Origin of the sequence: Streptomyces sp. NPDC006430, from assembly GCF_040612395.1 — a bacterium.
Taxonomy (GTDB): Bacteria; Actinomycetota; Actinomycetes; order Streptomycetales; family Streptomycetaceae; genus Streptomyces.
On record NZ_JBEXQA010000022.1, the window covers coordinates 33,718 to 54,533 of the forward strand.

Sequence of the window (20,816 nt, forward strand, 5' to 3'; positions counted from 1 at the left end):
GGGCCCGTTCGAGCCCCACGCCGGTCCTCAGGCCCCGTTCGAGCCCGTCCCGAGCCATCCGGCCAGCTTGCCGCCCCGGGCCACCGCCCGCAGCCGTGCCTCGGCCGCGTCCCGTACCGGATCCGTGGCCACCACCAGCAGCTCGTCCCCGCGCCGCAGCACCGTCGAAGGCAGCGGTACGAAGCTCTTGGCATCCCGGACCACCAGGGTCACCGAGGCCCCCGGCGGCAGTCGCAGCTCGCTCACCTCGACTCCGTGCATCCGCGAGGCGGCCGGAATGGCGAAGGACAGCAGGTGCCCGCGCAACTTCTCCAGCGGCGCCGACTCGATCCCCAGGTCGGCGGCTGCCTCGTCGGTGTCGCCGAGGCGCAGCGTGCGCGCGAGCCACGGCAGGGTCGGGCCCTGGACCAGGGTGTAGACGACGACCAGCACGAAGACGATGTTGAAGACGCGGTCGCTGCCCTCGATCCCGGTCACCATCGGGATGGTCGCCAAGATGATGGGCACGGCGCCGCGCAGGCCGGCCCAGGACATCAGGGTCTGCTCCTGCCAGGGCAGCCGGAACGGCAGCAGGCTGACGAAGACCTCCAGCGGTCGCGCCACCATGGTCAGCACCAGCCCGATGACGACGGCGGGCCAGAAGTCCTGGGCCAGCTCGTGGGGGGTGACCAGCAGGCCGAGCAGGACGAACATGCCGATCTGGGCGATCCAGCCGAGCCCGTCCGCGAACCCCCGGGTCGCCGGCCAGTGCGGGAGCTTCGCGTTGCCGAGCACCATGGCCGCCAGGTAGACGGCGAGGAAGCCGGAGCCGTGCGCCATCGCGCCGGCCGCGTACGCCGTCACGGCGATGGCCATCACGGCGATCGGGTAGAGGCCGGAGGCGGGCAGGGCCACGTGCCGCAGGCCGTACGCGCCCAGGAAGCCCACCGACAGGCCGATCACGGCGCCGATCGCCAGTTCCAGGGCGATCTTGCCGAGCAGGATGTACCACGGGTCCACCGGGCCGACGGTCGCGAACGCGACGACCAGGATGACGACGGGGGCGTCGTTGAAACCCGATTCGGCTTCCAGCACGCCCGTGATCCGGGAGGGCAGCGGGACCTTGCGCAGTACGGAGAAGACGGCTGCCGCGTCGGTCGAGGAGACGACCGCGCCGATCAGCAGGGACTGGCGCCAGTCCAGTCCGACCAGGTAGTGCGCGCCGGCCGCCGTGACACCCACGCTGATCGCGACGCCGACCAGTGACAGCATGATCGCGGCAGGTAGGGCCGGTTTGATCTGTTTCCACTTGGTGCCCAGACCGCCCTCGGCGAGGATCACGACGAGCGCGGCGTAGCCGATGACCTGGGTCAGTTCGGCGTTGTCGAAAACGACGTTGCCGATGCCGTCCTGGCCTATCGCGACGCCTATGCCGAGGTAGATGAGCAGGCTGGGGAGGCCGCTGCGTGAGGAGATGCGTACCGCCGCGACGGCGACGAGCAGCACGAGCGAACAGACCAGCAGGAGCTCATTGAGCGTGTGGACGGTCAGTGGGCGGCCCTTTCCTCAAGGCGCCCGGTGGAACGTTCCCCCAGGCGACATGTCCGGCAAGATCGGCAGATACTTCGTTACCTTACCTAATATTTGACGCATCCTTTACGCGATAACCACATTGTGAAACGCCTGGCGGGCCCTGTCCTCATCACCTCGACCCCTGGCGGATCAACGCACCCGGTCCTGCGCCTATGGTTGCTCCCAGCACTCCCAGGACCACCCTGCCCCTCTAAGGACAGCGATGCCCGCCAACGAAACCGCCCCTTCCGTCAAGAAGAAGGGACGACGCGCCCGTCTGATCGTGCTCGTCCTGGTCCTGGCGCTCGTCACGGGCTTCGGGTACGGGACGTACTGGAGCCTGGACACAGTCCGCGCCTCGTTCCCCCAGGCCACCGGCTCCCTGAAGGTGCCCGGTCTGACCGGCACCGTCGACGTCAAGCGCGACTCCCACGGCATTCCCCAGCTCTACGCCGACAACGACGACGACCTCTTCCGTGCGCAGGGCTTCGTACACGCCCAGGACCGCTTCTGGGAGATGGACGTACGCCGCCACATGACCTCCGGGCGGCTCTCCGAGATGTTCGGCCCCGGCCAGGTCGAGACCGACGCCTTCCTGCGCACGCTCGGCTGGCGCCAGGTCGCGCAGGCCGAGTACGACACCAAGCTCTCGGCCGAGACGAAGAAGTACCTCCAGGCCTACGCCGACGGGGTCAACGCGTACCTGAAGGGGAAGGCCGGCAAGGACCTCTCCGTCGAACACGCCGCCCTCAAGCTCAGTGACGACTACCAGCCCGAGCAGTGGACGCCGGTAGACTCGGTGGCCTGGCTCAAGGCGATGGCGTGGGACCTGCGCGGCAACATGCAGGACGAGATCGACCGCGCGCTGATGTCGAACAAGCTCACCCAGGCGCAGATCGACGAGCTCTACCCGCCGTACCCCTTCGACCGGAACAAGGCGATCGTCGACGGGGGCAAGATCGACGGCGGGAAGTACGCCCCCCAGGGCGGCGCCGCCGGCTCCACGGGCTCCGGCTCGACCGGTTCGGGCTCGGGCTCCGCTTCCGCGTCCGGCGGCACCTCCGGTTCCCAGGCCTCCACCGCCTCCACCGCCGGAGCCACCATCAGCGGCCTCGCCGACAACGCGAGCGCCCAGGGCGCGACCGCCGGCCTGCGCACCTCCCTCACCTCCCTCGCCAAGACCCTGGACCAGGTCCCCGCGATCCTGGGCCCCAACGGCAGCGGCATCGGCTCGAACTCCTGGGTCGTCTCCGGCAAGTACACGACCACCGGCAAGCCGCTGCTCGCGAACGACCCGCACCTGTCTCCGCAGCTGCCCTCGGTCTGGTACCAGATGGGCCTGCACTGCCGTGCAGTCTCGAACCAGTGCAAGTACGACGTCGCCGGCTACACCTTCTCCGGCATGCCCGGGGTGGTCATAGGCCACAACGCCGACATCGCCTGGGGCATGACCAACCTCGGCGCCGACGTCACCGACCTCTACCTGGAGCAGGTCAAGCCCGAGGGCTACGTCTACGACAACAAGGTCGTCCCCTTCACCATCCGTGAAGAGGTCATCAAGGTCGCCGGCGGCAGCAGCAAGAAGATCACCGTCCGCACCACCAACAACGGCCCGCTGATCTCCGACCGCAGCGACGAGATCGGTACGGTCGGCAACCGCGCCCCCATCTCCAGCTCGGCCCCCGACCGCGGCAACGGCTACGCCGTCGCCCTGCGCTGGACCGCCCTGGACCCCGGCAAGTCGATGGACGCCGTCTTCAGCCTCAACCGGGCCAAGGACTTCGCGGGCTTCCGCGCCGCCGCCCGCGACTTCGAGGTCCCCTCGCAGAACCTGATCTACGCCGACAACAAGGGCGCCACGGGCAACATCGGCTACCAGGCCCCGGGCCGCATCCCGATCCGCGGCGCCGGCGACGGCCGTATGCCGGCCCCCGGTTGGGACTCCAAGTACGCCTGGAAGGGCGGCAAGGACGGCGGCGCGGGCTACATCCCGCAGGACGAGATGCCGTACGACCTCAACCCGGCGCGCGGCTACATCGTCACGGCGAACCAGGCCGTGGTGGAGAGCGGGACCGGCCAGGGCAAGTACCCGTACCTGCTGACCACCGACTGGGGCTACGGCGCCCGCAGCCAGCGGATCAACGACCTCATCGAGGCGAAGATCAAGGACAGCGGCAAGATCTCCACCGACGACATGCGCAGCATGCAGATGGACAACAGCAGCGAGATCGCGGCGCTGTTGACCCCGATGCTCGCCAAGATCGAAGTCTCGGACCCGGACGTGCGCGCGGCGCAGAAGCTGCTGGAGGGTTGGAACTACACCCAGGAGCCCGACTCGGCGGCGGCCGCCTACTTCAACGCGGTCTGGCGCAACGTCCTCAAGCTGGCCTTCGGCGACAAGATGCCGAAGGAGCTGCGCATCGAGGGCAGCTGCATGAACGTCCGCGAGGCGAGCAGCGGTCCGGTCGACGACCTCGCCAAGACGGTCCGCGAGTGCGGTACGCGCGGCCCCGACTCGGCGCAGCCGGACGGCGGCGACCGCTGGTTCGAGGTGGTCCGCCGGCTGGTCAAGGACGAGAAGTCGCCGTGGTGGCAGTCGCCCGAGATCAAGCCGCGCACGCCCGCCACGACCACCCGGGACGAGCTGTTCGCCCGGGCCATGAAGGACGCCCGCTGGGAGCTGACCGCCAAGCTCGGCAAGGACCAGTCCACCTGGAGCTGGGGGCGCCTGCACCAGTTGTCGCTGAAGAACCAGACCATCGGCACCGAGGGCCCCGGCTTCATGCAGTGGCTCCTCAACCGCGGCCCGTGGAACCTGGGCGGCGGTGAGGCCACCGTCAACGCGTCCGGCTGGAACGCCTCCAGCGGGTACGGGGTCACCTGGGTCCCGTCGATGCGGATGGTCGTGAACCTCAACGACCTGGACAAGTCCCGCTGGATCAACCTGACGGGTGCCTCGGGCCACGCGTACCACGACAACTACACGGACCAGACGACCATGTGGGCCAAGGGCGAGCTGCTGGAGTGGCCCTTCGGTAAGGACGCGGTCGAGAAGGCCACGGTGGAGACCCTCACGCTGAAGCCGGGCTCATGAGCTGAAGCGGATCACCCCCGAGGGGGTGGCGACCGCCTGGACGGGGTGGTCGTGCGGTTCCTCCGGGACCCGCGCGACCACCTCTTCGTCGTACAGGAGCACGACCAGTGCGGGGTGGGCCCCGGCGCGCTCCAGGCGGGCCAGCACCCGGTCGTACGAGCCCCCGCCGCGGCCGAGCCGCATCCCGCGGCGGTCGACGGCCAGTCCGGGCAGCAGGACGGCGTCGGCGCCGGTGACCGCGTCCGGCCCGAGCCGTACCCCGGTCGGTTCCAGCAGGCGCATCTTCCCCGGGTGCGCGGCCTCGGCGAGGCCGGCCGGGCCTTCGTACACGGCCCAGTCGAGGTCGTTGTCGGGCAGCAGGACCGGCAGCAGCACCCGCTTCCCGGCCGTCCGCAGGGCGTCGAGCAGGTCGCGGGTGCCGGGTTCGGTTCCGACGGAAACGTACGCCGCCACGGTGTGCGCACCGCTCAGTTCGGGAAGCTCTAGGGCGGAGCGGGAGAGCGCGCGGGTCGCCGTGCGCAGGGTCTCGGGCGACAAGGCCCGGCGGGCGGCGAGGAGTTCACCGCGCAGGTGGGTCTTTTCGGACGGGTTGGGAGGGTTCCTTACCACAGCTGACTCGCATATCCCTTGAAATTGGGTCAATCATTGATCTATTTACCGGAATCAAACCTGGCGGTTCTGCGTGACCCACTATCGTTCTGCCCATGACTGAGTTGCACCCCGTGATCAAGAAGGCCGTCATCCCCGCCGCGGGCCTCGGCACCCGCTTCCTGCCGGCGACCAAGGCGACGCCCAAGGAAATGCTCCCGGTCGTGGACAAGCCGGCCATCCAGTACGTGGTGGAAGAGGCCGTCTCGGCCGGCCTGGACGACGTCCTCATGATCACAGGGCGCAACAAGCGAGCCCTCGAAGACCACTTCGACCGCAACTACGAGCTGGAGTCGGCCCTCATCGCCAAGGGCGACGACGACCGGCTCAAGAAGGTCCAGGAATCCAGCGACCTGGCCACCATGCACTACGTCCGCCAGGGCGACCCGCGCGGCCTCGGCCACGCCGTCCTGTGCGCCGAGCCGCACGTCGGCAACGAGGCCTTCGCCGTCCTGCTCGGCGACGACCTGATCGACCCGCGCGACCCGCTGCTGCGGCAGATGACCGACATCCACGCGCGCACCGGCGGCACCGTCATCGCCCTGATGGAGGTGGACCCGGCCAGCGTCCACCTCTACGGCTGCGCCGCCGTCGAGCACACGGACGAGCCGGACGTCGTCCGGGTCACCGGACTCGTCGAGAAGCCGGACGCCGCGGACGCCCCCAGCAATTTCGCGGTCATCGGACGGTACGTCCTCAACCCCGCGATCTTCGACATACTGCGGGAGACCGAGCCGGGCCGCGGCGGGGAGATCCAGCTCACCGACGGCCTGCAGAAGCTGGCCGCCGACGAGACCGTGGGCGGTCCGGTGCACGGCGTGGTCTTCCGGGGCCGCCGCTACGACACCGGAGACCGCGGGGACTACCTGCGGGCCATCGTCCGCCTCGCGTGCGAGCGTGAGGACCTGGGCCCGGAGTTCCGCACCTGGCTTCACCGTTACGTCACGGAGGAGATCTAGCACCTTGAGCAGCCGCGCACCGCAGGACACCGACCACGGCCCCCAGCGTCTGTGGTCGGTGGACGAGCACCTCGCGGACGTCCTCGCCGCCGTCCGACCGCTGGAGCCCATCGAGCTCCAGCTGCTCGACGCCCAGGGCTGCGTCCTGGTAGAGGACGTCACCGTGCCCGTCGCCCTCCCGCCCTTCGACAACAGCTCCATGGACGGGTACGCCGTCCGTACGGCCGACGTCCAGGGCGCGAGCGAGGAGTTCCCCGCGGTGCTGACGGTCATCGGGGACGTGGCGGCGGGCAGCGGCGAGCTGCCCACCGTCGGCCCCGGCCAGGCCGCCCGCATCATGACGGGCGCCCCGCTGCCGCCCGGTGCGGAAGCCGTCGTACCGGTCGAGTGGACCGACGGCGGTACGGGTGGCGGCGCGGCCGCCGGGATGACCCCGGCCAGCGCGGCCCCCGAGGGCGCCGGCGGTGAGGTGCGCGTGCACCGGTCCGCCGAGGCGCGCGCCCACGTACGCTCGCGCGGCAGCGACGTCCAGGCCGGAGACCTCGCGCTCGCCGCGGGCACGGTGCTCGGCCCGCCGCAGATCGCCCTGCTGGCCGCCATCGGGCGCGGCACCGTCCGGGTCCGGCCCCGGCCGAGGGTGGTCGTGCTGTCCACCGGCAGCGAGCTGGTCCAGCCGGGTGAGGCGCTGGTAGCGGGAACGATCTACGACTCGAACAGCTTCGCGTTGGCCGCCGCCGCGCGGGACGCCGGGGCGATCGCCTACCGGGTCGGGGCCGTCGCCGACGACGCCGAGACACTGCGCGCCACCATCGAGGACCAGCTGATCCGGGCCGACCTGCTGGTCACCACGGGAGGTGTCAGCGTCGGCGCGTACGACGTGGTCAAGGAAGCGCTGTCCTCGGTGGGCGTCACCGGTGGCGACGACGTGGACGGCAGCCGGATGGACTTCCGCAAGCTCGCGATGCAGCCGGGCAAGCCGCAGGGCTTCGGCACCATCGGCCCGGACCACACCCCCCTGCTGGCCCTGCCCGGCAATCCGGTGTCCTCGTACGTCTCCTTCGAGCTGTTCGTGCGTCCCGCGATCCGCACGCTCATGGGCTTGGCGGACGTCAGCCGGCCGAGCGTGCGGGCCGTGCTGAAGGCGGACGGGGCGCTCGGCTCCCCGGCGGGCCGCCGCCAGTTCCTGCGGGGGAAGTACGACCCGGAGAGCGGCACGGTCAGCCCGGTCGGCGGATCGGGCTCGCACCTGATCGCGGCACTGGCCCACGCCGACTCGCTGTTGGTCGTCCCGGAGGACGTCACCACGGTGGAGCCGGGGTCCGAGCTGGAAGTGGTCCTGCTCGGCTGAAGTCCCGCAGGTGCGGGTAGCGTGTTGCACCACACAGGCCCTGGGGGCCCGGAGCGGGAGCGGCACGAACCTATGAGCACGCAGAGCAGGCTGACGCACATCGACGAGGCCGGCGCGGCCCGGATGGTGGACGTCTCGGAGAAGGACGTCACGATGCGGACGGCGCGGGCCAGCGGTCGCGTGCTCGTCTCTCCCCGGGTGATCGAGCTGTTGCGCGGCGAGGGCGTGCCGAAGGGCGACGCCCTCGCCACCGCGCGGATCGCCGGGATCATGGGTGCGAAGAAGACCCCCGACCTGATCCCGCTCTGCCACCCGCTGGCCGTGTCGGGCGTGAAGGTGGACCTCTCCGTCGCCGACGACGCCGTCGAGATCCTCGCCACCGTCAAGACCACCGACCGCACGGGCGTCGAGATGGAAGCGCTGACCGCCGTGGCGGTCGCCGGGCTCACCGTCATCGACATGGTGAAGGCCGTCGACAAGGGCGCCGTCATCACGGACGTCCGGGTGGAGGAGAAGACCGGCGGCAAGTCCGGCGACTGGACGCGCGCGTGAGCGCCCCCCGCGCCGGCGACGCCTTCGGCCACACCCACGGCGCCGGCCAGGAGCCGGCGGCGGCCGGCGAGGCGCAGGCGGCCGGCAAGGCTGCGGGCGAGGCCGTGAGCGAGGCCGTGGGGCCCGGGCCAGCCCTGCGCGCCCTGGTGGTCACCGCCTCGAACCGCGCCTCGGCCGGCGTGTACGAGGACAAGGGCGGGCCGCTGTTGGCCGAGGGGCTCGAAGGACTCGGCTTCACGGTGGACGGTCCGCGGGTCGTCCCGGACGGGGATCCGGTCGAGCAGGCGCTGCGCGAGGGCGCCGCCGCCGGGTACGACGTCATCCTGACCACCGGCGGCACCGGCATCTCGCCGACCGACCGCACCCCGGACGCCACCGCGCGGGTGCTGGACTACGAGATCCCGGGCATCCCGCAGGCCATCCGTGCCGAGGGCCTGGTGAAGGTCCCGACCGCGGCCCTGTCCCGGGGCCTGGCCGGGGTGGCCGGCCGCACCCTGATCGTGAACCTGCCCGGCTCCACCGGCGGCGTCCGGGACGGCCTCGCGGTCCTCGCGCGGATCCTGCCGCACGCCGTGGACCAGATCCGGGGCGGCGACCACCCCAGACCCTCGGGGAGCCCGAGCTGAACGGGCCCTCCTGGCCGGTGGTGCTGACCGACGGCGACGTCACGCTCCGGCCGATAAGACTGCGGGACCAGAGCGCCTGGCGCGAGGTCAACCGGCGCAACCGCGACTGGCTCCGCCCCTGGGAGGCGACGATTCCGCCGCCCGCGCCCTGGGGGCCGGTCGTCCAGCGGCCGACGTACCGCCAGATGGTCCGTCACCTGCGGGCGGAGGCGAACGCGGGGCGGATGCTGCCCTTCGTCATCGAGTACCAGGGCCGGCTGGTCGGCCAGTTGACGGTCGCCGGGATCACCTGGGGCTCGATGTGCGCCGGCCACGTCGGCTACTGGGTGGACCGCGAGGTGGCGGGCCGGGGCGTGATGCCGACGGCGGTCGCGCTCGCGGTGGACCACTGCTTCGCGAAGGTCGGGCTGCATCGGATGGAGGTGTGCATCCGCCCGGAGAACGGTCCGAGCCGCCGGGTGGTGGAGAAGCTGGGGTTCCGCGAGGAGGGGCTGCGGCCCCGCTACTTGCACATCGACGGCGCGTGGCGCGACCACCTCGTGTACGCGCTGACGGCGGAAGAGGTCCCGGAGGGACTGCTGCGTCGCTGGCACCACGCCCGCAGTCAGGGCACTCCTTCCCCATAAAGCGAATAACTGTTCGAATTCGCGGGGGTCGGGAACCGATTCACCCATAACCTGATCCGAAGATTCACAAAAAAAGTCCGTGATATCAGCCGGTTCGTGCGACACACCGGCCCAATTGGCGGATCCGCCCGGCCGTGCCCCTCTACGGTGTGAGGTGTGAGCAGCAGCGGCCTCATCTACGCAGTCATTGTCGGGGCCTGGGCCGCCTACTTGGTGCCCATGTGGCTCCGGAGGCAGGACGAGCTGAACGAAGCCCGTCCGACGGAACGCTTCTCCACTGCCATTCGGCTGCTTTCCGGCCGAGCGGGAATGGAGCGGCGTTACGCCAAGGGGCTGCGTGAACGCGGCGACCAGGAGGCCGAGCCCCAGTACCGCGCGGACCCGGACGTCGCGACGGAAACGGTGAATTCCGTGGAAGCCGACGCCCGGGCCCTCGTCGTGCCCCCGACCAGGGCGGAGCCGAGGTCGGCCATGGCGGAGCGGCACCGGCGCGAACAGCGCCTCCAGGTGCTCGCGCGGCGCCGGCGCACCACCGCACTGCTCTTCCTGATCTTCACGCTGGGGACGGTCGTCGCCGCGGTCGGCGGTCTGGGCTACCTCTGGGCGCCCGCCGTACCGGCCCTGCTGCTGAGCACGTACATCGTGCACCTGCGGGTCCAGGAGCGGCGCCGCTTCGAGTTCACCATGGACCGGCGGCGCGCCGAGGCAGCCGCCCGGCAGCTGCGCGAGAACCGCCCGCGCCGCCGCGAACCGGAAGCCACCGCGGGATCCGAACCGGACCCCGCGCCACCCGTCTCCCCGCAGGAGGCCGGACGGCGCGCGCTGGTCGAGCAGACCGACCACGCCGAGTGGGTGGACCAGCAGCGCGAGCGTGAGCGCGGCCCCGTCCGGGGTGACAGCTGGGAGCCGGTCCCGGTCCCGCTGCCGACGTACGTCACGGCCCCGGTCGCCCCGCGCGCCACGGGCCCGGCGACCCCGGACGCCTGGAGCGCCACCCGCTCCAGCGCGGCCGAACCGACCGACCCCCGGCTGCGCGCCCAGCCCTCGGCGGCCCCGAAGCCCGAGCCGAGGGTCGAGGCGAAGCCGGACCAGAAGTCCCCTTCGAACGCCCGCCCGCGCGGTCGCGACCGCGGCCGCACACCGCTGTTCGACCAGTACGAGAGCGAAGACCGCCCCCGTGCCGCGAACGAATGACCGGACCTGCACGGGCGCTCCCGCTATCGGTTTTGGAGCACCCGCGCGGGGATGCTAATGTTTCACACGTCGCAAGGGCCTGTGGCGCAGTCTGGTAGCGCACCTCGTTCGCATCGAGGGGGTCTGGGGTTCAAATCCCCACAGGTCCACAGACGACAGTTCTTGAGTAGCTCTCAGGAATCGTCACGAGATCCCGTTCCGCCGGAAGGCGGGGCGGGATCTCGGCGTTTGTGGGGTGTGTCGAGACGGTGTCCGAACGTGAGCGGGGACGGTCGGTCGGATGCCGGCGGCTGGCGGCGACGAGGAGCGTGGCCGAGGGCCCGAAGATCCCTTCATCGGAGCCACCGCAGGAGGGCCAGCCGGCTGTGATCTCGACGGAGGCGCGACCCCGCCGTCTGCTGGGCGGGCGGTGCCGAGCGGAATGGCGGAGTTTCTCCGCCGCCTGTTCGCCGAAGGCTTCGACGAGTGCCCGCTCAGCGACGCGTACCTCGGGGGCGAGCCCGCTCCGCATTTCGTCCACTGGCGCGAGGAACAACGACGCCGGGAGTCCGGAATCGACCCCTACACAGGCGAACCCGACCCGTACTTCGGCCTGGAGTTCGACTGATCGCGCTTCCTGACCCGCTTCCGGCTCCAGCACCCGGCTCTGCCCCAAGAAGGAACGCAGATGACCACGGCGATGCCGTGCTGCCGAAGTTGTACTGGCGCAGCGAGCAGAAGGTCGTGGCGGGTGTGGTGCTGTCCTACCGGCCGGAACCGTACGAGGCGGTCCACGCTCGGGCCAGGGCCGTCAGCGGCACCAGGAATTCCTGTGCGGACGGGCGATCACCGTTGTTATCCTCCGACACGATCGGAGGGGGACCGAGCCAAGAGCCGGGCCGACCGGCCCGCGAGAGCGGCTGCACGGGCCCGGTTCCGCAGCATCCCCTTCTCCCGTGCTCGTCCATGAGAGGGCGGTTGTGCACCCGAACTTACGACGATCGTTGCGACTGCGCCGAGGGTTGGGAGCCGCCACGCTGGCCCTGGTCACGGGCGCCGCGTCACTGACCGTGGCCCTGCCCGAGGCGGTCGCCGCGCCGGCCGCAGGCGCTCCTGCCGAGCTGGTGCTGCCCGCGGCCCCGCGGGGCCTCCCGGCCAGGGACCAGCTCTTCGTGGCCGGCGACACCGGCCTGCTGCACGCCCGTGAGGGCAGCGACCAATTGCTGTGGACCCGGTACGACACCGGCGCCACCACCGACACCGGTTTGCGGCTGCCCGCTCCGGTCGACGGGGGCCTGGTCGACGGCGAGCCCTCGCCCGGCTACCGGGGAACCCCCGACCACCGCTACGGAACCTCCTCCGACACCGCGGCGATCCACACGGCGGCCACGGCGCAGGCTCCCGCCAAGGTCGACCTGTACGACCTGGCCACCGGCCGGCCGGTCGCGCTGGGCAGCATCGCGATCCCCGCCGGGCAGAGCTACTACGGGACGTACGGGCGCACCGTGGTGACCTTCGAGGGCAGCGCATCCAGCGTCACCGGCTGGTTCCTGAATCGGCTGGACGGCGGCTCCACGGTCCGTACCAAGGTGGCGCTGCCGACCGATGCGGTCCTCGCGACCTCGGTGCACGACGGCGACCAGAACTCGCTGATCCTGCGTCACCGCCTGAACAACCTCAGCCACTCCGTCCTGGTGGACGTCGTGACGGGGCAGACCACCGCGCTGCCGGACGAGGCGGAGTCCGACGCCGCCCACGCGTTCCGGCTGGCCAAGGGCAGGGTGTTGCGCACCCGTGACCAGAGCACCGTGGACGTGCTGGACCGGGCGCAGCCGCAGACCGTGCTGAGTTCCGGTTCCGCTTACTTCAACCCGGCGGAGGGTGAACTACGGCTGCTCGGCGACTGGCTGGTCAGTACCGACTCCGGTCGGGGAACCACCGGGGACAACCGGGGCCGTCCGCTGAGCTTCGCAGGCACTGGCTCGTCCTCCGGAATCTTCGAGTACCTGCTGGAGCTCGCTGACACCCAGTTGTTGCCCGCGCCGGACGGGTCGCTCCTCGCGGTCGGCAGTCCGAAGTCCCCCGCGTACGGCAGCCAGCCGGAGACCGCCGTCCACCGGCTCACCGTGGACGGCACCGCCAAGCCGCTGGCCGGCCGGCTGGTCGAGGTCCCCCCGGCGCCCGCCACCGTCTTCGGCTTGTCGATCGGCGGGGGCGTGCTCACCGCCGCGTCGGACACCGTCCACTTCCAGCCGGGCGACATCACCGGTGCTTTCCGCAGCTACCGGGTTTCGAACGACGCGACCCCGGTCAAGACCTTCGAGTACCTCGACGGCACGCACTCCATCACCAACTGTTTCGACCACAACGCCGGTTGCGTCGGCCTCCGGTCCACCGGGGACGGCCGCTACCTGGAGCACGAGCCGGTGACCAGGAAAGCGGCCGTCATCCGCAAGGCCGGCAGCAGGGACTGGGCCGGCACCATACCCACCGGTGACGTCGGCGGCCTGCAGACCGCGGACGCCTCGGGCCGCTACGTGGTGCTCGCCCAGACCGCGTACGGCAACTGGACGTCCAACCACCAGGTGATCGTCGGCGATCTCGATGCCCGAGCCCAGGTGTTCCAGACGCAGGCGACCGGCGTCGCGGTGCAGGGCGACACGCTGTGGACCGCCAAACAGGGCGGCACCACCGTCTACGCCACCGACGTGCGGGGTGAGATGGACCGCGGCACCTTCACCACGCCGTGCCCGGCCACTCTGCTGGAGGCCGTCGGGCGCTTCGTCAGCTGGGGCTGCCAGGACGACCGCGGCACGGTGCGCACCAGCGGGGTGTACGACACGGTGACCCGCCAGACCCTCTCGGTGCCGGTGCAGAGCGTCGGCTCCTCGAACGTGACCTGGGGCCGGGAGTCGCTGCTCGGCGACGGCTACCTGGTGCGCCAGGACCTGGCCACCGGCCGGCTGCTGCTGCTCGACTTCCACGACGGGATCAAGGCCTCCGGCGGGGAGAACACCGTGCAGGTCCGCACCCTCGCCCAGGGTGAGGAGTGGAAGTCCCTCCGCCAGCCGAACCGGTCCTGGGCCGTCGACCGCACCGGCGCGAACATCGTCTGGACCGACACCGACGGGCAGCGCGTCCATGTCGCCAACAACGGCATCCAGGCCGCCCAGGCCGGCGACCGCTTCACCGTGCTCTCCCCGGCGCGGCTGCTGGACACCCGCGAGGCCCTCGGCCGTGCGGGAACCGACCCGGTGGCGGCAGGCGGCGAGGTGTCGCTGCAGGTCGCGGGCCGGGCGGGGGTGCCGCAGTCCGGGGTGAAGGGCGTCGTGCTGAACGTGACGGTGACCGACCCGAAGTCCGACGGTCACCTGACCGTCTGGCCGTCGGGCGCCACCCGGCCGGACTCCTCCAACCTCAACTGGACGACCGGGCGGACCGTACCGAACCAGGTCGTGGTCCCGGTCGGCGCGGACGGCAAGGTGAACCTGCGCAACGCGGGCTGGGGCACGGCGCACCTGATCGCCGACGTCTTCGGCTACTACTCCGCGGATGCCGGCGGCAGCACCTACTCCGTGGCGGGCCCGTCGCGGCTGCTGGACTCGCGGGCGGCGGTGGGCCGGCCGGGAACCACCCCGGTGCCGGCCCGTGGCGAGGTATCGCTGCAGGTCGCCGGGCGTGGCGGTGTTCCGCAGAGCGGCGTCAGGGCCGTCGTGCTGAACGTGACGGTGACGGATGCGAAGGACGACGGGCACCTGACGGTGTGGCCGTCGGGCACCGAGCGGCCGAACTCGTCCAACCTCAACTGGACGAGCGGCCAGACCGTGCCCAACCACGTGGTGGTCCCGGTCGGCGCGGACGGTGCGGTGAAGCTGTTCAACGCGAGCTGGGGCACCACCCACCTGATCGCCGACGTGTTCGGCTACTACTCCGACGACCAGACCGGTGCCACCTTCCACACTGCCGGTCCCACGCGCATGTTCGACACCCGGACCGCCGGCCCGGTGCCCGCGCAAGGGAGCACCGTGCTGGACCTCTCCGGCAGCCGTGAACTCGGGCGTGCCAGGGCGGTCGTGCTGAACGTGACGGTGACCGACCCGAAGTCCGACGGTCACCTGACCGTCTGGCCGTCGGGCACCACCCGCCCCGACTCGTCCAACCTCAACTGGACGACCGGCAGCACGGTGGCCAACCTGGTGACGGTGCCGGTGGGAGCCGACGGCAAGGTGGAGATCGCCAACCTCGGTTGGGGCTCCGCCCATGTGATCGTCGACCTCTTCGGCTACCTCGGCTGACCGCGAGTAGCTGGCGGGAACGTCATGGGATCCCGTCCGGCCGGAAGACCAGGCGGGATCTCGGCGTTTGTGGGGTCCGTCCGAGGTGGTGCCCGAATGCGGCCGGCGCCGCGGGCGGGAGGTCAGGAGGGGAGCAGGGGCTTGGTCATGCAGCGGCTGGAGTCGTAGAAGCGGTAGTGGCCGAACTTCTCCGACGGGGTGTAGCCCGCGGAGAGGTACAGGGCTATCGCCTCCGGCTGCTGATCGCCCGTTTCCAGGGCCATGCGGACGCGGCCCGCAGCGCGGGCGTCGGATTCCAGTTCGGCCAGGATGCGGCGGGCCAGGCCGAGGCCGCGGGCCTCGGGGACGACGTACATGCGCTTGAGCTCGGCGTCGCCGTCCGCGTAGCCCTCGTCGTTCGCGTCCTGGGTGCGCCAGCCGCCGCTGGCTATCGGGGCGCCCGAGGCGTCGTACGCCAGCAGGTACAGGCCGCGCGGCGGGGTGAACATCGCCGGGTCGAGCGGTGTGACATCGCCCTCACCCTCGTAGCGCGCCTGGTACTCAAGTTGCACCTGGTCGTTGAGTTTGACCGCGTCCGGGTGGTCGTACGGCACGGCGCGGAGCTGGATCCCGTGAGACATCCGACCATCGTACGGAACGCTCCCGTTAGGGTGCTGGGATGCTCACCGTGACGTCCGTGAACGTGAATGGGATCCGCGCCGCCGCCAAGAAGGGGTTCTCCCCGTGGTTGGCCGGTTCGGATGCCGATGTGGTCTGCCTCCAGGAGGTGCGGGCCGAGGAGGGGCAGATTCCGGATGAGGTCCGGGAGCCCGAGGGCTGGCACACCGTGTTCGCGCCGGCCGCCGCGAAGGGACGGGCCGGGGTCGCGCTCTACACGCGCCGGGCGCCCGAGCGGGTGCAGGTGGGGTTCGGGAGCGCGGAGTTCGATGCGAGCGGGCGCTACCTGGAGGCGGACCTGCCCGGCGTGACCGTCGCCAGCCTCTACCTGCCGTCCGGGGAGGCCGGGACCGAGAAGCAGGACGAGAAGTACCGGTTCATGGCGGAGTTCCTGCCGTACCTCGCCGAGCTGAGGACGCGCGCCGCCGCCGGCGGGCGGGAGGTCGTCGTCTGCGGCGACTGGAACATCTGCCACCGGGAAGCGGACCTCAAGAACTGGAAGACCAACCGGAAGAGCGCCGGCTTCCTGCCCGAGGAGCGGGAGTGGCTCGGCCAGGTGTACGACACCGCCGGGTACGTCGACGTCGTGCGGAGCCTGCACCCCGAGACGGAGGGGCCCTACTCCTGGTGGTCCTACCGCGGGCGTGCCTTCGACAACGACGCCGGGTGGCGGATCGACCTCCAGGTCGCGACCCCGGGGCTGGCCGCCCGGGCCGTGAAGGCGTTCGTCGAGCGGGCAGAGACGCATCCGGAGCGCTGGTCGGACCACGCGCCCGTCACCGTGGCCTACGAGCTGGGGTCCTGAGAACCCGATGCCAGGAGGCGGTCCATCGCCATGGTGAGCTCCGCCTCCACCACGCTCTTCGCCAGCGGGCGCAGGCGCGGGAGGGACTCCTGCGTCAGGTGGGTGGAGATCAGCTCCGTGAACAGGGCTGCCATGGCGTCCGCGTGCTCGCGGACCCGGCGCCCCGTCTCCAGCACCGCCGAGAGCGGCACTCCCTCGCGGACCAGCGCCGAGGAGACGTCCAGCAGGCGGCGGCTGACGTGCACGATCGCGTCGCCGTCGGTGGCGAGGTAGCCGAGGTCGAGGGAGGCCGCCAGGTTCTCCGGGGTGACCTCTCCCTCGAAGTAGTCGGCGAGGGCCTCCGGCGTCAGGCGCACCGGGGTCTCCTCGGACCAACCGATGCCGAGCAGCTCGCCGAGCTGGCTGACGTCCCGGCCGCTCTCGAAGGCGGCGGTCAGCTCGGCGATGCCGCCGAGGGTGTGGCCGCGCTCCAGGAGGGCGGCGATGGTGCGCAGCCGGGCCAGGTGGTGGTCGTCGTACCAGGCGATCCGGCCCTCGCGGCGCGGCGGCGGGAGGAGCTTGCGCTCGCGGTAGAAGCGCAGGGTGCGGACGGGGATGCCGGCCGCCTCGGCCAGTTCCTCCGTACGGTACTCACGCACTGTCGTTCCCGCTTCCGTGTCTTCCACAGGCGAAGCCTATGGCGTACCGGCAGTAACTTTCCGGGTGTGACCCCTACCCATGAGTACGGAGCTGCTCTACCCTCCCGATTGTGCCAGTGATTGCTGGCAATGTGGCACGGTTGGTCGGCTGGGTTGGCTGGGTTGGCTGGGACTGCGGAAGCGGGAGGCGGCGGGCATGGGCGGCAAGGGCGAGCGCAAGCACGTACGAGTGGCAGTGATCGGGTCCGGATTCGGCGGGCTCGGCGCGGCCGTGCGGCTGCGGCGGGAAGGGATCACCGACTTCGTCGTACTGGAACGGGCCGACTCCGTCGGCGGGACCTGGCGGGACAACAGTTATCCGGGCTGCGCCTGCGACGTGCCCTCCCACCTCTATTCGTTCTCCTTCGCGCCCAATCCCGACTGGCCGCGGACCTTCTCCGGGCAGCAGCACATCCGGGCCTACCTGGAGCACGTAGCCGACACCTTCGGGCTGCGCCCCCACATCCGGCTGAACTCCGAGGTCCGGATGATGCGCTGGGACGCGGACCGGCTCCGGTGGGAGATCGAGACCTCGGCCGGGGACCTCACCGCCGACGTGGTCGTCTCCGCCACCGGGCCGCTGTCCGACCCGAAGGTGCCGGAGATCCCCGGACTCGCAGAGTTCCCCGGCAAGGTCTTCCACTCCGCGCGCTGGGACCACGACTACGACCTGCGCGGCAAGCGCGTCGCCATGATCGGCACGGGCGCCTCGGCCATCCAGATCGTGCCCGCCATCGCCCCGGACGTGGAGCGGCTCACGCTGTTCCAGCGGACCCCGCCGTGGGTGATGCCGCGCACCGACCGGGCCATCAGCAGCGCGGAGCGGTGGCTGCACCGCCAGCTGCCGTTCACCCGGGCGGCCCGACGGGGGTTGCTGTGGGGCATCCGCGAGCTCCAGGTGAGTGCCTTCACCAAGCGGCCGAACCAGCTCGGGCTCATCGAGTCGTTGGCCAAGGCCAACATGGCGCGCTCGATCAAGGACCCGGCGCTGCTGGCCAAGCTGACGCCCTCGTACCGGATCGGTTGCAAGCGGATCCTGCTGTCCAGCGACTACTACCCGGCGCTCGCCCGGCCGAACGTGGACCTCGTGGCATCCGGGCTGACCGAGATCCGGGGCAACACCCTGGTCGCCGCCGACGGGAGCGAGGTCGAGGTCGACGCGATCGTCTTCGGCACCGGCTTCCACGTCACGGACATGCCGATCGCCGACCGGGTGGTGGGCGCGGAGGGACGCACCCTCGCAGACCACTGGAAGGACGGCATGCAAGCGCTGCGCGGGGCAACGGCGGCGGGCTTCCCGAACTGGATGACGATCATCGGACCCAACACCGGGCTCGGCAACAGCTCGATGATCCTCATGATCGAGTCGCAGCTGAACTACATGGCGGACTACCTGCGCCAGCTCTCCCTCCTCGACCCCACCGGGCTGGGCGGGCGGGTCGCGCTCACGGCCCGGCCCTCGGCCGTGAACCGGTGGAACCGGCAGGTCCAGTCCCGTATGGAGCGGACGGTCTGGAACACCGGCGGCTGCACCAGCTGGTACCTGGACGCGCAGGGGCGCAACACGACGGTCTGGCCGGGCACCACCGGCGAGTTCCGGAAGGAGACGCGGAGCGTGGACCTCTCGGAGTACGAAGTCGTCCGCCTGCGCGAGCGCGAGCACGAGCACGAGCGGGTCCCGGTCCAGGCCTCCGTGGAGGCGAAGGGCCAGGCCACCGCCCCCGCTACTGCCCCCACCGCCACTGCCCCCACCTCCGTCTCCGCCTCCGCCGAGGAGGGCGCCGCGTGAGCCGGCTGATGCGCTCCTTCGGATTCCGTCCCGGCGGCCCCCTGTCCACCGGGCCGTACGCGCCGCCCGCCGCCCGACGGGAACGGGTCGTGGTCTCCGCCGACGGGGCCCGGTTGCACGTGGAGGAGCACGGGGACGAGGGGGCGCCGGCCGTGGTGCTGGCGCACGGTTGGACCTGCTCCACCGCCTTCTGGGCCGCGCAGGTACGGGACCTCTCCCGGGACCACCGGGTCATCGCCTACGACCAGCGCGGACACGGGCGCAGCCCCGCCGCCTCCCGCTACGACACCACGGCCCTCGCCGACGATCTGGTCGCCGTCCTGCGGGCCACCCTGGCCCCCGGCGAGCGGGCGGTCGTCGCCGGGCACTCCATGGGCGGGATGACGGTCATGGCCGCCGCCGGGCGACCCGAGTTCACCGAGCACGCCGCTGCCGCGCTGCTGTGCAGCACCGGGAGCGCCCGACTGGTCGCGGAGGCGTTGGTCGTGCCCTTGCGCCCCGGGCGCGTACGGACCCGCATCACCGGCGCGGTACTCGGTTCGCGCGCCCCGCTGGGACCCGTCACACCCATCGCCAAGCGGGTGCTCAAGTACGCCACGATGGGCCCCGGGTCAGCGCCCGACAAGGTCGAGGCCTGTGCCCGCATCGTGCACGCCTGCCCCACCGGGGTCCGGTACGCCTGGTCCGAAGTGCTCGCCGGGCTGGACCTGGAGGCGAACCTGGCCGCCCTCACCGCGCCGACCGCCGTCATCGGAGGCAAGAACGACCGGCTGACGCCGATCGTGCACGCTCGGGCGCTCGCCGCCGCCCTGCCGAACTGCGTGGGGCTGACCGAGCTGACCGGCATGGGGCACATGACCCCGATCGAGGCCCCCGAGGCCGTCACCAACGCCGTGCGCGAGCTGGCCGTGCTCCACCTCGACCAGCAGTACGGCCGCCCCGCCACCGAGAAGGAGAAGACGCCGTGAGTGCTCGCAGGAGTCTGGAAGGCCAGGTCGCCGTCGTCACCGGCGCCGCCCGCGGGGTCGGCGAACTGCTCGCCCGCAAGCTGTCCGCGCGCGGCGCGAAGGTGGCGCTGGTGGGCCTGGAGCCGGAGGCACTCAAGGAGGTCTCCGAGCGGCTGCACACCGACAGCGACCACTGGTACGCCGACGTCACCGACCACGAGGCCATGGCCCGGGTCGCGCAGGAGGTCAAGCAGCGCTTCGGCAAGGTCGACATCGTCGTCGCGAACGCGGGCGTGGCCGCCGGCGGTCCGTTCGCGGACTCCGACCCCGAGGCGTGGCGCCGGGTGATCGAGGTGAACCTGATAGGCGGCGCCGTCACCGCCCGCGCGTTCCTCCCCGTACTGGGGGAGAGCCGAGGGTACTTCTTGCAGATCGCCTCGCTGGCCGCGATCACCCCCGCGCCGATGATGACGGCGTACTGCGCCTCCAAGTCCGGCGTCGAGGCCTTCGCCCACTGTCTGCGCGCCGAGGTCGGCTACAAGGGCGTCAAGGTGGGCGTGGGCTACCTCTCCTGGACAGACACCGACATGGTGCGCGGCGCCGACCGGGACGAGGTCATGCGGGAGCTGCGCCAGCGGCTGCCCTGGCCGTCGAACCGCACCTACCCGCTGGGCCCGGCCGTGGACCGGATCGTGGCCGGCATCGAGCGGCGCGCGCCGCACGTGTACGCGCAGTGGTGGCTGCGCGGGATGCAGGGCGTACGCGGCTACCTGCCCGGGATCATCGCGACCGTCGGGCAGCGGGAGATGAAGCGCTTCGAGCCGAGGCTGGCCGGCGTGTCCCGGGGGCTCGTGGGGGCCGGCGGGGCCGCCGACGAGAGGGAACGTGCGCAGGACACCGCAGGTCGTTGATCGAAATGCGCGCTCTGTCCGGTCGTGAAAATCTGATCGAGGCCTTCGACCACTGGGACGTGTGAACGGCCTTCAGGGCAGACGGCCGGCAGGCCTGCTGACCCGTACACGGCGCCGAGGGGCTCGACCCGTCCTCTTCTCCGGGTCGAGCCCCTCGG

At 71.3% G+C, this 20,816-nt stretch carries 17 protein-coding genes and 1 tRNA gene; 14 read left to right on the forward strand and 4 right to left on the reverse strand.

The features are described 5' to 3' along the window. Positions 1-27: 27 nt before the first annotated feature. A complete protein-coding gene (locus ABZZ20_RS26195) occupies positions 28-1,530 on the reverse strand; it encodes a potassium/proton antiporter (protein ID WP_356873691.1) in 1,503 nt (500 codons plus the stop codon). 244 nt (positions 1,531-1,774) lie between these two features. On the opposite strand from ABZZ20_RS26195, the gene ABZZ20_RS26200 reads away from it, so the two are divergent. Then, a complete protein-coding gene (locus ABZZ20_RS26200; RefSeq protein ID WP_356873580.1) occupies positions 1,775-4,645 on the forward strand; it encodes a penicillin acylase family protein in 2,871 nt (956 codons plus the stop codon). On the opposite strand, the gene ABZZ20_RS26205 is transcribed toward ABZZ20_RS26200, so the two are convergent. Next, entirely contained in the window at positions 4,640-5,254 is a 615-nt protein-coding gene (locus ABZZ20_RS26205) for a 5-formyltetrahydrofolate cyclo-ligase (protein WP_356873582.1), read from the reverse strand. The genes ABZZ20_RS26200 and ABZZ20_RS26205 overlap by 6 nt on opposite strands. Before the next feature lie 95 nt (positions 5,255-5,349). Here ABZZ20_RS26205 and galU point away from each other — a divergent pair, with 95 nt between their 5' ends. The 9 genes from galU to ABZZ20_RS26250 all read left to right on the forward strand — a co-directional run bounded on the left by galU (position 5,350) and on the right by ABZZ20_RS26250 (position 14,872). Next, on the forward strand, positions 5,350-6,252 hold the full coding sequence (gene galU / locus ABZZ20_RS26210; protein ID WP_356873584.1) for a UTP--glucose-1-phosphate uridylyltransferase GalU: 903 nt from the start codon (positions 5,350-5,352) through the stop codon (positions 6,250-6,252). A 4-nt stretch (positions 6,253-6,256) separates the two neighbouring features. Further along, positions 6,257-7,600 carry a gephyrin-like molybdotransferase Glp gene (gene glp, locus ABZZ20_RS26215; protein ID WP_356873586.1) on the forward strand — a complete coding sequence of 448 codons (1,344 nt, stop codon included), beginning with the start codon at positions 6,257-6,259 and terminating at the stop codon, positions 7,598-7,600. Between the two features lie 72 nt (positions 7,601-7,672). Continuing rightward, positions 7,673-8,152: a cyclic pyranopterin monophosphate synthase MoaC gene (gene moaC, locus ABZZ20_RS26220; protein WP_356873588.1), complete on the forward strand. Its 480-nt coding sequence runs from the start codon at positions 7,673-7,675 to the stop codon at positions 8,150-8,152. Positions 8,153-8,268: 116 nt separating this feature from the next. Beyond that, positions 8,269-8,778, forward strand: coding sequence for a MogA/MoaB family molybdenum cofactor biosynthesis protein (locus ABZZ20_RS26225; protein WP_356873693.1), 510 nt, complete (start codon positions 8,269-8,271; stop codon positions 8,776-8,778). Positions 8,779-8,795: 17 nt separating this feature from the next. Next, positions 8,796-9,404 (forward strand): GNAT family protein, encoded by a 609-nt coding sequence (locus ABZZ20_RS26230; protein ID WP_356873590.1) that lies wholly within the window; start codon positions 8,796-8,798, stop codon positions 9,402-9,404. 156 nt (positions 9,405-9,560) lie between these two features. Next, positions 9,561-10,598 (forward strand): hypothetical protein, encoded by a 1,038-nt coding sequence (locus ABZZ20_RS26235; protein ID WP_356873592.1) that lies wholly within the window; start codon positions 9,561-9,563, stop codon positions 10,596-10,598. A 75-nt stretch (positions 10,599-10,673) separates the two neighbouring features. After that, positions 10,674-10,747: transfer RNA gene (locus ABZZ20_RS26240), tRNA-Ala, on the forward strand. Positions 10,748-11,019: 272 nt separating this feature from the next. After that, on the forward strand, positions 11,020-11,205 hold the full coding sequence (locus tag ABZZ20_RS26245; protein WP_356873593.1) for a hypothetical protein: 186 nt from the start codon (positions 11,020-11,022) through the stop codon (positions 11,203-11,205). Between the two features lie 376 nt (positions 11,206-11,581). After that, positions 11,582-14,872, forward strand: a complete 3,291-nt coding sequence (locus tag ABZZ20_RS26250) for a hypothetical protein (protein ID WP_356873595.1) — start codon at positions 11,582-11,584, stop codon at positions 14,870-14,872. Between the two features lie 122 nt (positions 14,873-14,994). Here ABZZ20_RS26250 and ABZZ20_RS26255 read toward each other — a convergent pair whose 3' ends face one another. Then, positions 14,995-15,492 carry a GNAT family N-acetyltransferase gene (locus tag ABZZ20_RS26255; RefSeq protein ID WP_356873597.1) on the reverse strand — a complete coding sequence of 166 codons (498 nt, stop codon included), beginning with the start codon at positions 15,490-15,492 and terminating at the stop codon, positions 14,995-14,997. Between the two features lie 38 nt (positions 15,493-15,530). Here ABZZ20_RS26255 and ABZZ20_RS26260 point away from each other — a divergent pair, with 38 nt between their 5' ends. After that, positions 15,531-16,334: an exodeoxyribonuclease III gene (locus tag ABZZ20_RS26260; RefSeq protein ID WP_356873599.1), complete on the forward strand. Its 804-nt coding sequence runs from the start codon at positions 15,531-15,533 to the stop codon at positions 16,332-16,334. Here ABZZ20_RS26260 and ABZZ20_RS26265 read toward each other — a convergent pair. Next, positions 16,316-16,999, reverse strand: a complete 684-nt coding sequence (locus ABZZ20_RS26265; protein WP_356873601.1) for a MerR family transcriptional regulator — start codon at positions 16,997-16,999, stop codon at positions 16,316-16,318. The genes ABZZ20_RS26260 and ABZZ20_RS26265 overlap by 19 nt on opposite strands. Positions 17,000-17,168: 169 nt before the next feature. Between ABZZ20_RS26265 and ABZZ20_RS26270 the strand changes: the two genes are divergently transcribed. Genes ABZZ20_RS26270 through ABZZ20_RS26280 form a run of 3 tightly spaced genes read left to right on the forward strand, consistent with a single transcriptional unit; the run spans position 17,169 to position 20,658 of the window. Beyond that, positions 17,169-18,800: an NAD(P)/FAD-dependent oxidoreductase gene (locus ABZZ20_RS26270; protein ID WP_356873603.1), complete on the forward strand. Its 1,632-nt coding sequence runs from the start codon at positions 17,169-17,171 to the stop codon at positions 18,798-18,800. A gap of 8 nt (positions 18,801-18,808) precedes the next feature. Further along, complete coding sequence (locus ABZZ20_RS26275; protein ID WP_356873695.1) at positions 18,809-19,768, forward strand: alpha/beta hydrolase; 960 nt, start codon at positions 18,809-18,811, stop codon at positions 19,766-19,768. Then, positions 19,765-20,658: an SDR family oxidoreductase gene (locus ABZZ20_RS26280; protein ID WP_356873605.1), complete on the forward strand. Its 894-nt coding sequence runs from the start codon at positions 19,765-19,767 to the stop codon at positions 20,656-20,658. Before ABZZ20_RS26275 ends, ABZZ20_RS26280 begins: the two co-directional genes overlap by 4 nt. Positions 20,659-20,816 lie beyond the last annotated feature (158 nt).